The following is a 14149-nucleotide window of genomic DNA, read 5'->3' as shown; positions in this document are numbered from 1 at the left end:
CATATTGCTTACCGAGATATTGATAAGCGGCAACTAGGTTATAAACGTAATGATTAGTTTACGAAATGTGAAATAATTGACCCAAATGTGATTTGGGTCACGCTATAGGAATCTGCGCCAGCTTCGGGTATTTCTACGCGCAACAAATACGTTAAAGCAAGCAAAAGGGCATACCTCTGTTGGCGCGGACTGCGTAACGTGTGCGCCCTTAATGAGTCAAAGAGTCCGATTAAAATCGCCGAATATAAGCTGAATGACGCCGCGCGTTTTCCAGCACAATAAAATTGTACGCCTAGCCTTAGAAGCACTGGAGCCAATATGAAACTTGCAAGTTATAACAATGGTCGCCGCGATGGTCAGTTGATGTTAGTTAGCCGCGATCTCACTAAAACGGTTGCCGTTCCTGCTATTGCCCACACTATGCAGCAATTACTCGACGGTTGGGATTTACTGAAACCGCAATTGCAAGAATTGTACGACGCGTTAAATGAAGGCATGTTAGATAACGCCCAAGCGTTTGACGAAGCTAAGTGCTTGTCGCCACTACCGCGTGCCTACCAATGGGCCGATGGCAGCGCTTATGTGAATCACGTTGAGTTAGTCCGTAAGGCTCGCGGCGCAGAAATGCCTGAAACCTTCTGGACAGATCCGCTGTTCTATCAAGGTGGTTCAGACAGTTTTATTGCCCCTAAAGCCGATATTCCACTGGCGAGTGAAGACTGGGGTATCGATTTCGAATCTGAAATCGCGATCATTACCGATGATGTGCCTATGGGCGTGAGCAGCGACAATGCGGCTAAGCATATTAAATTGTTGATGTTAGTGAACGATGTGTCACTGCGTAACTTAATCCCTGGTGAGTTGGCGAAAGGCTTTGGTTTCTTCCAATCTAAGCCATCGAGCAGTTTTTCACCTGTGGCAGTGACGCCGGATGAACTGGGCGCACGTTGGGAAGATTCTAAAGTGCATTTACCGCTGATCACCCATTTAAACGGTGAGTTATTTGGCCGTCCGAATGCCGGCGTCGATATGACATTTAATTTCAGCCAGTTAGTTTCACATGTTGCAAAAACCCGTCCATTGGGCGCTGGCGCGATTATTGGCTCTGGTACTATTTCTAACTATGACCGTAGCGCAGGCTCTAGCTGTTTAGCGGAAAAACGTATGCTAGAAGTGATTGCTGAAGGCAAAGCCACTACGCCATTTATGCGTTTTGGCGATACTGTGCGCATCGAAATGCTCGATGACAACGATGTAACGATTTTCGGTTCTATCGATCAAAAAGTGGTTGAATACAAAGCCTAAGGCTTTCCCTTAAAGGGCGATATCGACTCAAACTAACGGGGCTTAATTGCCCCGTTTTTATACAGACTTTTATAAGGACATGAAAATATGAAGCTTTATGGTTATTGGCGCTCAAGCGCGGCGTACCGTGTTCGCATCGCCCTCAATCTTAAGGGTATTTCAGCCGAGCAGTTGTCTGTGCATCTTGTACGTGATGGCGGCGAGCAACATAAAGCGGCCTACAGTGCGCTCAATCCGCTGGAGTTAGTGCCAACCTTAGTGATGGACGATGAGTTAGATGCAGATGCATTGTCGCAATCCTTAGCCATTATCGAATATCTTGATGAGATACACCCACTGTCGCCATTATTGCCTGCATCGGCTCTTGAGCGTGCCCATGTGCGCGCCATGGCACTCACGGTAGCCTGTGAAATTCATCCATTAAATAACTTGCGGGTATTGCAGTATTTAACTCAAACCTTAGGGGTCGATGAAGCGGCTAAAAATACTTGGTATCACCACTGGGTTGCAAGTGGTTTTGCTGCCCTAGAAATCTTGTTGAAAAGGCACAGTGGTCGTTACTGCTTTGGGGATACAGTGACATTAGCCGACTTGTGTTTAGTGCCGCAGGTGTATAACGCTCAGCGTTTTAATGTGGATTTAACGCCTTATCCCAATATCATGCGCGTGTGGACTGAGTGTAATCAGCTAGAAGCTTTTGCCGATGCGGCCCCAGAGCGCCAAGCGGATGCTGTGTGATGCTTTGTAACGAATAGTGCGGATATAGTCTTTACGAATTGAAAGAATGGATGATGAGGCTTGTGTTGCGAGTCTAATCTCTGCGATGGAGTTTAAATGCTTTTTAGTAAAAAATGTCCGTATTGCAAAGGTAAACTCGGCGCTAAGGAAGTGCCTATTAAGGAAGGACGCTGCTGTCATTGTGATAAGCCGATACGGTACAAACTCAATATAATAAATTGGATGCTACTGTTCGTGCCCATCTATATTCTTAGCGTTAATCTGCTAGACAAAGATGTATATGGTTTTTGGATTTATTTGGCGGTAATGGCACCTATTTATAGTCTCGTATCTCTATTCTGTCATGAGGTCGTAAAGTGCTCAGAAACCGATGGCGAAGTGGAGTAAGCCGAATGTCATTCCAGTGGTGTTATTTGATATTGAAGCGAACGATACTGTTATGAGTAATGTATGAGTCATGTTCTGAATGGTGCTATGAATAATGTTATGGATGATGCTATGTGTGAAGCAGAGCTAAAGCATCGATTACTCAAATGGATAACCCAAGATTGCGAGCGGGTGAGGGCGCTTGAACTTGCGCTCCAATGCGCCAAAGTACACTCAATGCCGCAGTGGTGCCTTGCGGCGGGATTTGTCCGTAATTTAGTCTGGGATCGCTTGCACGGATTTGAGTTGAGTCCACTGAACGATATCGATCTGATCTATTTTTGCCCGTTAGATATTAGTCCTGAGCGGGATCTGGCAATTGAAACCTATCTTAATCAGCTTGCCCCTGAGTTACCTTGGTCGGTGAAGAATCAGGCGCGCATGCATGTTCGAAATCAAGACATGGCTTACACATCTTGTGTTGATGCTATGTCCTATTGGCCAGAACTTGAAACCGCAGTCGGGGTGAGCTATCAAGTTGTTGATGTAGAATCTGATAATCAGACTAAGACTGGGACTCAGACTTGTGTTGGGATGAAAAATTATCCCGCGTCTTATGATATTGAGCTGGTGGCTCCCTTTGGGCTGAACTCCTTGTTTGCACTCAAACTGAGCGCCAATCCAAAGCGATCATTATCCGTGTTTGATCACAGAGTCGCGACTAAGGGTTGGCTTACTCGGTATCCTTTGCTTGAATGTTGCCGCACAAGCTGATCTGCTCATTCACTCACTCATTCCTAATTCGACCCCAGCAGTTCTCTCAATTCGTCCCATGCAATTTATCTACTCAATTTAGCGACTCGATTTAGTTACTCACCAATTTAGACCGCTAACAGTATGGGTATCATCCTTAAGCCGTTTTGGTTCGGCCGTTTTCTGCTTCCATTCTTCCTCATTTAGTCCGAACAATTTGAACTTAATGACCAAATCCCCCTCAGCTAAGTGCTTTTTATTGTTATTAAAATGTTGGTTTCGCTAATGGTGTCTACCTCTTGCTGTAGTCATTAGTGATGACTAATACAGAACTAAGCTCACAGAAAATAAAGGTGTACTGTCGATAAATGTTTGAATTTCGTGATTTAGATCCCATGGGTAGTACCTAGAAATGAGTATTGGCTATTCACTTTGATTTGGATCAATAAAGTGGTCGCGCTTCTCTGGCAGTGTAGGCGTCAATTGTTAAGGATGTAATTTAAAACAAAAACCTATGTTGTACATATGGAGTATGATGATGAACAAAAATACTGTTTCTACACTGATCGCTGCCACCCTTTTAGCTGCTGGTTTTTCTGCTTCTGTATCGGCTCACCAAGCAGGTGACATTATCGTTCGTGCGGGTGCTGTTGTTGTTGCGCCAAACGAATCAAGCGACCCAGTTGCAACTTTTGGTGAGTTTAAAGTGAGTAACAATACTCAACTTGGTTTGAACTTCGGTTATATGTTGACTGATAACTTTGGGGTAGAGCTATTAGCAGCAACGCCTTTTAGCCATGACGTTTCTTTGGGTGGGACTAAAATTGCTGAAACTAAGCAACTGCCGCCAACGCTAGTGGCACAGTACTATTTCGGTAATTCTCAATCAGTGGTTCGCCCTTACATTGGCGTCGGTGTTAATTACACTAACTTTTATGATAATGAGTTCACCAATGATTTAGGTGGTGCGTTAACTGACTTAAGCATGACCACGTCTTGGGGCTTAGCGGCACAAGCGGGTATTGACTATCAGGTTAGCAAAAACTGGTTAGTGAACGCATCTGTGTGGTACGCGCAAATTAGCAGCGATGTGAAGTTTAAATTATCGGGTGACACTGTGGTTATTGGTACCGATATTGACCCATGGGTTTATATGGTCAGCGTAGGTTACACTTTCTAATCTACGGATCAGATAAGCGTAAAAAAGGAGCCTTAGGCTCCTTTTTCGTTTCTGCACTTTATCCTGACATGTTCCACTAAGGTTAAGCCGACTTAGCGCTTTGGCTTTTTAGCCTTCCAGTGGCGAGTGTTATAGATAAATTCGGGTAATAATACGGTGAGCCAAGCGACGAGGCGCCAGCGTTTAGTCACATAGACGCGGCGTTTACCTTGCTTCATTGCTTTGATGATTTGTGCTGCAACGTGCGGTAATGGGGCAAGCCACATCGCACTTTGCTGCATGGCGGCTTTATCGAGTAAACCGAGTTGGATATCGGTAATCGTAATGGGTAACTTGAGGCGCTGGGCGTGCATACATAAGCCCTCAAGGTAATTCTGCCCAAAGGCTTTTGAGGCGTGATAGGCCACACTTGGGCCACCGCGCAAACCTGCGATAGAGTTTATTGCCGCCAGTTGTCCATAACCTTGCTCGCGAAATAGTCTAAATGCCGTATTGCAGATAGCGGCAAAACCTCGCACATTGACATCGATAATGTCTTGCTCTGGCAGCCAAGGCAGCTCAGGATCATAACTATTGAGGCCTGTATTGACTAAGACTAAGTGCGCACCGCCAAGACTCTGCCAGACGGATTCAAGTTGAGTGATAATGGCTTGAGGCTGTTCAATTTGAAGTGAAAATACTTGTACTTTAGTTGGCAAGGATAAGGCAAAATCGCGGAGTGATTCTGGATCTTGGGCGAATAAGACTAATTCAACCTGTTGATCTGCCAATTGCTTTGCAATTTCACGACTTAATTGTGAGCTAGCTCCCACAATTATTGCAGTTGCTTGGGTCATAGGTTTTTCGGCAACGAAATGGTGGCTTATGATAGGAAGATATGTTCGCCAAGACAAGATTTATAGCTTGGGCGTATGGACATCTAGAAGTCTTTATGTATGATTAGGAGAAACAAAATGAACAAATGGTTGCGTTTAAGCGCGTTGAGATTAACTGCTTTAGCATTAATGGCACTAATGGGTGTGTTATCGGGTTGTGCGACACCCAATGCTATCGTGGAGATAAAAGGCGAGACCTTGTATCGGGAACGGATTGCTCTGCCCGCAGAGGCTAAGGTCGTAGTGCAACTGCTCGATGTATCAAAAATGGATGTGCCAGCCATAGTGATGGCGGAGCGCGTACAACAAGGTGCAGCAACACCAACGCCATTCAGTTTTGCGATTGGCAGCGATCAGTTCCAACCCGGGCACACTTATGCCATAGGTGCACGGATAATGCTCGGTGATAAGTTATTGTTTATTAATACTCAAGCCTATCATATTGACCTCAACTCCACTGAGCCAATGACGATACTGCTAGAGAAAGTCGGTGGCTAGTTAGCCCGCTCAGAAGTGAGCTGACATACGCGCCGAATCCGTTGGTATTTACGAACAGAAGAGGCGCGGTATGCCGGTTAGAATTCCAGATCATCTGCCCGCAGCAGAAGTGTTAGAGTCAGAAAATATTTTCGTTATGTCCGAGACGCGGGCGGCTAATCAAGATATCAGGCCGATGAAGGTGCTGATTTTGAACTTGATGCCGAACAAAATCGAGACAGAAACCCAGTTACTGCGCTTACTGGGCAACACGCCTTTACAAGTCGATGTGGATTTATTGCGCATTCACGACAAAGAATCCAAGCATACTTCCATCGATCACATGAATACTTTCTACCGTGACTTTGAAGCCGTGCGCCATAAAAATTACGACGGCCTTATCATCACAGGTGCGCCGCTTGGGCAAATCGATTTCGAAGATGTAGTTTATTGGGATCATATCCGTGAAATCATCGACTGGTCCCAAGAGCATGTCACCTCAGTGTTGTTTTTATGCTGGGCAGCCCATGCGGGTTTATATCATCTCTATGGTTTAAATCGAAAAATATTGCAACAGAAGCGTTCAGGCGTATTCGTGCATCGCCGTACCTCTCAGCATTTCCCGTTACTGCGCGGTTTTGATGATGAATTTTTTGCACCCCATTCCCGTTTTGCCGAAATGGATGTCGAAGAAATTAGACAACATCCACAGCTGCAGCTATTGGCCGAGTCCGATGAGGCAGGGGCTTATTTGGTGTTAAGTCGGAATAATCGTAACTTGTTTGTGATGGGTCATCCTGAATATCAAAAGTCGACCTTAAACGAGGAATATCAGCGAGACTTAAGCCAAGGTTTAGACCCGAATGTGCCGCAGAATTATTATCGCAATGATGATCCTAAAGCCGACGCCATTGCCCGCTGGCACAGCCACGGTAGCCTGCTGGTAAGTAATTGGCTTAATTATTACGTCTATCAGTTAACCCCTTACGACTTAAGCGATATGACGGCGATGACACCGTGGGAGTCGCGTTAAGGTTTTGTTTAGCCTTTTATGGTGATGTGGTCACATGGATGTGACTTTAGCTGATACCCAAAAGCACTTAATATATCTCTCCCTTAGAGCCAACCTTCCACGTTTAACGGCGCTTAATCCCTGCCTTGCTGTAAATCCTTACTGACATTTTCCCCTGATAAAATCTGCACATTAGACCAAGGAATACTTGCTTTACGTTCGCGTAAACGTCAGAGTGGTTTTATTGTCGATTTTATTAAACGTCCCGAGGCTGGTACTAGGCTTCGTGGTCAATTTAGGTTGGAGCCTTCATGAGTACTGAACAGTTAAATCAAGATATCGTTATCGTTGCTGCTAAACGCACCCCAATGGGCGGGTTTCAAGGCAACTTATCATCCGTAGCATCACCCATTTTAGCCGCGACGGCCATTAAAGGCTTGTTAGCGGAAACGCAATTGGCGGGTGAGCATGTCGATGAAGTCTTGATGGGCTGCGTATTACCCGCAGGTTTAGGTCAAGCGCCTGCGCGTCAGGCAACTTTGGGTGCGGGATTACCCTTATCCGTTGGTGCGACCACAGTGAACAAGGTCTGTGGCTCAGGCATGAAGACGGTAATGTTAGCCCACGATTTGATTAAAGCGGGCAGTGCAAAAGTGGTGATCGCAGGCGGCATGGAAAGCATGAGCCAAGCGCCGTATTTACTCGATAAAGCCCGCGGCGGCATGCGCATGGGCCATGGCAAAGTGTTAGATCACATGTTTTTAGATGGTCTTGAAGATGCCTACACGGGCGGTGCTATGGGAACGTTCGCCCAGAAAACTGCCGATGAATTTGGTATCACCCGCGAGCAGATGGATGCTTTTGCCTTAAGCTCGCTTGAAAAAGCCAATGCCGCGATTAACTCGGGTGCCTTTAAAACCGAAATCACCCCCGTCACAGTCAGTGATCGTCGTGGTGATGTGACTATCGATACCGACGAGCAACCCGGTAATGCCCGCCCTGAAAAAATTCCTACGCTGCGCCCAGCCTTTACCAAAGATGGCACTATCACAGCGGCAAACTCTAGCTCTATTTCCGATGGTGCAGCGGCATTGATGCTGACCTCACGCGGCGAAGCTGACCGTTTAGGCTTAACTGTATTAGCGACTATTAAAGGCCACACGACTCATGCCCAAGAGCCTTCATTGTTCACAACTGCACCGGTTGGCGCTATGGCGAAATTGCTGGCCAATGTCGGTTGGTCAACGGACGAGGTGGATTTATTCGAAATCAACGAAGCCTTCGCGATGGTGACTATGCTTGCTGTGTCTGAGCTAGGTTTAGATATCGCTAAGGTAAACGTTAATGGCGGCGCCTGTGCCTTAGGCCATCCAATTGGCTGCTCGGGTTCACGTTTGCTGGTGACCTTAATTCATGCTTTAAAAGCCCGCGGCCTGAAGCGCGGTGTTGCCTCGCTATGTATCGGCGGTGGTGAAGCGACGGCGATGGCCATCGAGGTTTAATCGCAACAGTTTAGTTAAATCAACAAGACGGGGCTGGCAAGGGCAATCACTTCCCTTGAGGATAATCATAATATCGCACCGCCAGCCCATCACTCTACAAGGAAAGGATTGCAACATGACCACACAAGTAAAGCATTACATTGACGGTGAGTTTACCCAAGGTACGGGTACATCGCAGATTATTGTCACCAATCCCGCGAATAACTCGCCGATTGCAGTGATTAATGCTGCCACTAGCGAAGAAGTTCACGCTGCGATTGCTAGCGCCAAAGCCGCCTTCAAAACGTGGAAAGAAGTGCCAGTGTCTGAACGTGCGCGCGTCATGTTGCGTTATCAACATCTGCTAAAAGAACATCACGACGAACTTGCGACCATTCTTGCCCATGAAACGGGTAAAACCTTTGAAGATGCCAAGGGCGATGTATGGCGCGGTATCGAAGTCGCTGAACACGCTTGTAACGTGGCATCATTATTGATGGGCGAAACCGTTGAGAATGTCGCGCGTTCAATCGACACCTACAGCTACACCCAACCACTGGGTGTGTGTGCCGGTATTACGCCATTTAACTTCCCTGCGATGATCCCGTTATGGATGTTCCCACTGGCGATTGCCTGCGGTAACACCTTCATTTTAAAACCTTCAGAACAAGATCCAATGACGCCGCAGCGCCTTGTTGAACTGTTTGTTGAAGCGGGCGCACCTAAGGGCGTATTGCAATTAGTGCATGGCGACAAAACTGCCGTGGATATTCTGCTGGCAGACCCTGCAATTAAAGCCATTTCCTTCGTCGGTTCTGTGGCTGTGGGCCAGTATATTTATAAAACTGGTACCGATAATTTAAAACGCGTACAAGCCTTTGCGGGCGCGAAAAATCACTGCGTTATCATGCCTGATGCGAACAAACAGCAAGTGATCAATAACTTAGTTGGCGCCTCTGTAGGCGCGGCGGGTCAGCGCTGTATGGCGATTTCGGTTGCCGTGTTTGTTGGCGCAGCTAAAGAGTGGATCCCAGAGTTAAAAGAAGCCTTAGCCAAGGTTCGTCCAGGTTTATGGGACGATAAAGAAGCCGGTTACGGCCCTGTCATAAGCCCTGCAGCCAAGGCACGCGTGCTCAAGCTTATCAAGCAGGGGATTGATGAAGGCGCTGAGTGTTTGCTCGATGGCAGCGACTTTACCGTGGAAGGTTATGAGTCAGGCAACTGGATTGGCCCAACCATGTTCAATAAAGTCTCCACAGAGATGAGCATCTATAAGGAAGAAATCTTCGGCCCTGTACTGTGTTGCATGGAATCTGACTCATTAGAAGCGGCAATCGAATTAGTCAATGCTAGCCCTTACGGCAACGGCACTTCTATCTTCACCGCCAGCGGCGCGGCGGCCCGTAAATATCAACATGAAATCGAAGTCGGCCAAGTGGGGATTAACGTGCCTATTCCTGTGCCATTACCTTTCTTCTCATTTACCGGTTGGAAGGGCAGTTTCTATGGCGATCAACATGCTTACGGTAAGCAAGCGGTACGTTTCTATACCGAGACTAAAACCATCACTTCACGCTGGTTCGAGTCCGATATCGCCGTGGCGTCTACGCCAAACATGAGCATTAACTTGCGCTAAGCTCGTACGTCAAGCTCAGTGATTAATCGATAAACTACGGCGTCTTTACGGCGCCCAATTTATAAAATAAAAAAGTGACCACAGAGTCATAGGAGAGCCAAATGGATTTTAATTTCAACGATGACCAACGCCAGTTTGCCGATCTCGCCCGCCAGTTTGCCGCGGAAGAGTTAACCCCGTTTGCCGCCAAGTGGGATGAAGAACATCATTTCCCCAAAGGCGTGATCCAAAAAGCCGGTGAGCTTGGTTTTTGCTCTCTGTATTCGCCAGAATCAGAAGGCGGCATGGGCTTATCGCGCCTCGATGCATCGATTATTTTTGAAGAGCTCGCCAAGGGCTGCACAGCGACCACTGCCATGCTGACCATTCACAATATGGCCACTTGGATGGTGACAACTTGGGGCACTGAAACCCTGCGTCAGACTTGGTCTGAGCCGTTAACCACAGGGCAAATGTTAGCGTCCTATTGTTTAACTGAGCCGGGCGCGGGTTCAGACGCTGCATCTTTGCAAACCAAAGCGGTGCGTGACGGCGATGAGTATGTGATTTCAGGTTCGAAGATGTTTATCTCAGGTGCGGGCGCCACTGAGCTATTAGTGGTGATGTGCCGCACCGGTCAAGCGGGGCCTAAGGGGATTTCTGCCATTGCCATTCCGGCAGATGCCGCTGGCGTTATCTACGGTAAGGCCGAAGATAAAATGGGCTGGAATGCCCAGCCGACCCGTCAAATCACCTTTGAAAACGTGCGTGTGCCAGTGGCCAACTTGCTCGGTGAAGAAGGCCAAGGTTTTGCCTTCGCGATGAAAGGCTTAGACGGTGGTCGTATCAATATCGCGACCTGTTCAGTAGGCACTGCGCAAGCGGCGCTAGAGCGTGCAACTCAGTATATGAATGAGCGTCAGCAATTTGGTAAACCGTTAGCGGCTTTCCAAGCACTACAATTTAAGCTCGCCGATATGGCGACTGAGTTAGTCGCAGCCCGCCAAATGGTGCGCCTTGCGGCCTTTAAACTCGACAGCAACGATCCTGAAGCCACCGCCTATTGCGCCATGGCGAAACGTTTTGCCACCGATGTGGGCTTTCAAGTCTGTGATGCGGCGCTGCAAATTCATGGCGGATATGGTTATATAAGGGAGTACCCGCTGGAACGTCATTTCCGTGATGTGCGTGTGCACCAGATTTTAGAAGGCACCAACGAAATTATGCGCTTAATTATCGCCCGTCGTTTACTCGATGAAAATGCAGGACAAATCCTGTAAGTCTACTCGCAAGAAGTGTGACTTATCGGTTGGCGATAACATAAAAGGAGTCTATACAGATGGAATATTTAGTAGAACGTATCGAAGGCCATACGGCCATTCTGACGATGAATAATCCACCGGCAAATACTTGGACTGCCGAGAGTTTGCAGGCGCTCAAAGCCAAAGTGCTTGAGCTGAACGCGAATAAAGAAATTTACGCCTTAGTGTTAACGGGCCAAGGGCAAAAGTTTTTCTCTGCCGGTGCCGATTTGAAGCTGTTTAGTGATGGCGACAAAGGCAATGCGGCGACGATGGCAAAGCACTTCGGTGAAGCCTTTGAAACCCTAAGTCAATTTCGCGGTGTATCGATTGCCGCGATTAACGGTTATGCCATGGGCGGCGGCTTAGAAGTCGCACTGGCCTGTGATATTCGAATCGCCGAAATCCAAGCTGTGATGGCATTGCCTGAAGCGACCGTAGGTTTATTACCTTGCGCAGGTGGCACTCAGAATCTGACCGCATTAGTTGGTGAAGGCTGGGCTAAGCGGATGATTTTATGCGGTGAGCGCGTCGATGCGACTCAGGCATTAAATCTGCGTTTAGTTGAAGAAGTGGTCGAAACGGGCGAAGCGCTCAATGCGGCAATCGCGTTGGCCGTCAAAGTCGCTAACCAAAGCCCAAGCAGCGTCACAGCGTGCAAGACACTCATTCAAGCGGGCCGCACTATGGCGCGTAGCCAAGCGCTGCCGATTGAGCGTGAATTATTTGTCGGGTTATTTGATACCGAAGATCAGGCCGAAGGCGTGAATGCGTTTTTGGGCAAACGTAAAGCTGATTGGAAGAACCGCTAATGACTAATGTAGTAGATAACGTAAATCAGGCCACGACCACGCAAAACGTGGTTTTTCAAACCTTAGCCACCGCGTCCGGTAAGTTGATTGGGGTGGTGACACTCAATGTGGAAAAAGCCCTCAACGCCTTAGATTTAGACATGGTGCGCGCTATGACGGCGCAGCTCAATCTATGGAAGAAAGACTCGCTTATCGCTTGTATCGTTTTAGATGGCAGCGGTGAGAAGGCCTTTTGTGCGGGTGGTGATGTGCGCGCCTTATACCATGCATCCATTGCCGCTAAAGGACAAGTGACTGAGGAGGCAAAGGTGTTCTTCGAAGAGGAATATCGTCTCGATTATCTACTGCATACCTTTGGCAAACCTGTGTTGGTGTGGGGCGACGGCATTGTTATGGGCGGCGGGCTCGGTTTGATGGCGGGCGCAAGCCACAGAGTCGTCACTGAAACCTCGCGCATTGCTATGCCTGAAGTGACGATTGGCCTGTACCCCGATGTGGGCGGCAGCTATTTCCTTAATCGTATGCAGGGCAAAATGGGACTGTTTTTAGGGCTCACGGCTTATCAACTCAATGCCGCCGATGCCTGCTATGTGGGCCTTGCCGATCATTACCTAAACCGTGACGACAAAGAACTGATGTTCGATGCCATGGCCACCTTAGATTGGAGCGATACACCGGCGCTTAATCATCAACGCTTAGATAGCATGATCAACGAGTTATCTAATCAAGTGGATATCCCGAAGGGCGAAAGTGTATTGGCGGACAGCCAAGATAATATCGACCGACTGATGGCGGGGAGTTTAGAGGATATTGTCACCCGTATGTCGACGTTAGCCTCGGAGGATGCTTGGTTAATGAAGGCGCGCGACACCTTCCTTGCAGGCAGTCCTATCAGCTGGCATCTGGTTAATATCCAATCACAACTAGGTACTAAGTTAAGCCTAGCAGAGTGTTTTAAATGGGAATTAACCGCCAGCGTTAACGTGTGTGCCCATGGTGATTTCTGTGAAGGGGTTCGCGCACTCTTGATTGATAAAGACAGACAACCCCAGTGGCGCTTTAAGGATGTTAACTCAGTGCCTACCGCTGTACTTGAGCAAATATTGACTTCCCCTTGGGGCGAGGCGCATCCCTTTAGCCAACTGAGCTAAACGTTGAGTTGATTATGCATAGAGTTGGCTAAGCGTTGACTTGATTAGCACAGATTTGAATAGTGCTGAGTGTATAGGCTCAGCCAAGCTCGCTTTACTCTGTGATAACGACAGCATAATCAACGGACTAGCATTATCACTACACTAAAAAAAGAACAGCACACAGGAGTGACAGCATGAGTACAGTAGCATTTATCGGTTTAGGCAATATGGGCGGCCCAATGGCGGCCAATTTATTAAAAGCGGGCATGACGGTTCGTGTATTTGATTTAGTCCCTGAAGCCATGCAAAGCCTTGCCGAGCAAGGGGCCTTTGTTTCTAGCACGGCTTGCGGCGCGGCAGCGGGTGCCAATGTGGTGATCACTATGCTGCCTGCGGGCAAGCATGTGAAAAGTTTATATTTAGGCAATGGCACAGACAAAGGACTGCTCGAGGTGGTTGCGGGTGATACTTTACTGATCGATTGCTCGACTATCGATGCGCAAAGCGCGCAATTGGTGGCGGCCGAAGCGGCTAAAAGCGGCATAGAGTTTATGGATGCACCGGTTTCTGGCGGCACAGCAGGCGCGGCGGCGGGCACTTTAACCTTTATTTGTGGTGGTTCCGATAGCGCTTTTGAGCGGGGTCAGCCAGTGCTGAAAGCTATGGGTGTGAACATATTCCACGCTGGTGGCCCTGGTGCGGGGCAAGTCGCTAAAATCTGCAATAACATGCTGTTATCTGTGTTGATGGTCGGCACTTCTGAGGCGTTGCAAATGGGCATTGACCATGGTCTCGATCCCAAAGTCTTGTCCGACATTATGAAGGTCAGCAGTGGTGGCAACTGGACGTTAGAGAAGTACAATCCCTGCCCCGGTGTAATGGAGACAGTACCTTCTTCTAAGGGCTATCAGGGCGGCTTTATGGTAGATTTGATGGTTAAAGATCTCGGTCTGTCCCAAAAAGCCGCATTATTGAGCAACTCCAGCACGCCAATGGGCGCTTTAGCCCGCAGCTTGTATGTGAATCATGCAAGACAAGGCAACGGCCGCCGAGATTTTTCCAGTATTTTTGAACAATTTGCACAACTTAAAAAATAGACAT

At 47.9% G+C, this 14149-nt stretch carries 13 protein-coding genes; 12 read left to right on the top strand and 1 reads right to left on the bottom strand.

Features of this window, described 5'->3' with window-relative positions; genetic code table 11:
- The first annotated feature begins 318 nt into the window (after nt 1–318).
- From OX890_RS15690 to ompW, 4 genes are all read left to right on the top strand, one after another.
- On the top strand, nt 319–1305 hold the full coding sequence (locus OX890_RS15690) for a fumarylacetoacetate hydrolase family protein (RefSeq protein WP_006085272.1): 987 nt from the start codon (nt 319–321) through the stop codon (nt 1303–1305).
- Nucleotides 1306–1392: 87 nt separating this feature from the next.
- Nucleotides 1393–2043 carry a maleylacetoacetate isomerase gene (gene maiA / locus OX890_RS15685; protein WP_268649537.1) on the top strand — a complete coding sequence of 217 codons (651 nt, stop codon included), beginning with the start codon at nt 1393–1395 and terminating at the stop codon, nt 2041–2043.
- A 450-nt stretch (nt 2044–2493) separates the two neighbouring features.
- Nucleotides 2494–3183 (top strand): nucleotidyltransferase family protein, encoded by a 690-nt coding sequence (locus OX890_RS15680; protein ID WP_268649536.1) that lies wholly within the window; start codon nt 2494–2496, stop codon nt 3181–3183.
- 514 nt (nt 3184–3697) lie between these two features.
- Nucleotides 3698–4342: an outer membrane protein OmpW gene (gene ompW, locus OX890_RS15675; RefSeq protein WP_268649535.1), complete on the top strand. Its 645-nt coding sequence runs from the start codon at nt 3698–3700 to the stop codon at nt 4340–4342.
- Nucleotides 4343–4434: 92 nt separating this feature from the next.
- On the opposite strand, the gene OX890_RS15670 is transcribed toward ompW, so the two are convergent.
- Entirely contained in the window at nt 4435–5178 is a 744-nt protein-coding gene (locus OX890_RS15670) for an SDR family NAD(P)-dependent oxidoreductase (RefSeq protein WP_011846378.1), read from the bottom strand.
- 117 nt (nt 5179–5295) lie between these two features.
- Here OX890_RS15670 and OX890_RS15665 point away from each other — a divergent pair, with 117 nt between their 5' ends.
- From OX890_RS15665 to mmsB, 8 genes are all read left to right on the top strand, one after another.
- Nucleotides 5296–5715 carry a YbaY family lipoprotein gene (locus OX890_RS15665; protein WP_006081022.1) on the top strand — a complete coding sequence of 140 codons (420 nt, stop codon included), beginning with the start codon at nt 5296–5298 and terminating at the stop codon, nt 5713–5715.
- A 70-nt stretch (nt 5716–5785) separates the two neighbouring features.
- Nucleotides 5786–6727, top strand: coding sequence for a homoserine O-acetyltransferase MetA (metA, locus tag OX890_RS15660; RefSeq protein WP_006081023.1), 942 nt, complete (start codon nt 5786–5788; stop codon nt 6725–6727).
- A 290-nt stretch (nt 6728–7017) separates the two neighbouring features.
- Nucleotides 7018–8208: a thiolase family protein gene (locus tag OX890_RS15655; protein ID WP_268649534.1), complete on the top strand. Its 1191-nt coding sequence runs from the start codon at nt 7018–7020 to the stop codon at nt 8206–8208.
- Nucleotides 8209–8323: 115 nt separating this feature from the next.
- Nucleotides 8324–9823 (top strand): CoA-acylating methylmalonate-semialdehyde dehydrogenase, encoded by a 1500-nt coding sequence (locus OX890_RS15650; RefSeq protein ID WP_012088747.1) that lies wholly within the window; start codon nt 8324–8326, stop codon nt 9821–9823.
- Nucleotides 9824–9924: 101 nt separating this feature from the next.
- Entirely contained in the window at nt 9925–11082 is a 1158-nt protein-coding gene (locus OX890_RS15645) for an acyl-CoA dehydrogenase family protein (RefSeq protein ID WP_268649533.1), read from the top strand.
- Between the two features lie 59 nt (nt 11083–11141).
- Nucleotides 11142–11915, top strand: a complete 774-nt coding sequence (locus tag OX890_RS15640; RefSeq protein WP_006081029.1) for an enoyl-CoA hydratase — start codon at nt 11142–11144, stop codon at nt 11913–11915.
- Nucleotides 11915–13066, top strand: a complete 1152-nt coding sequence (locus tag OX890_RS15635) for an enoyl-CoA hydratase/isomerase family protein (protein WP_006085280.1) — start codon at nt 11915–11917, stop codon at nt 13064–13066. The genes OX890_RS15640 and OX890_RS15635 overlap by 1 nt, the downstream gene beginning before the upstream one ends.
- 176 nt (nt 13067–13242) lie before the next feature.
- The gene (mmsB, locus tag OX890_RS15630) at nt 13243–14145 is read left to right on the top strand and encodes a 3-hydroxyisobutyrate dehydrogenase (RefSeq protein ID WP_268649530.1); all 903 of its coding nucleotides are present in this window, start codon (nt 13243–13245) and stop codon (nt 14143–14145) included.
- The last annotated feature ends 4 nt before the right edge of the window (nt 14146–14149 follow it).

It is taken from the genome of Shewanella sp. DAU305, from assembly GCF_026802235.1.
Taxonomy (GTDB): Bacteria; Pseudomonadota; Gammaproteobacteria; order Enterobacterales; family Shewanellaceae; genus Shewanella; species Shewanella baltica.
This window is presented reverse-complemented; position numbering and strand designations above follow the sequence as displayed.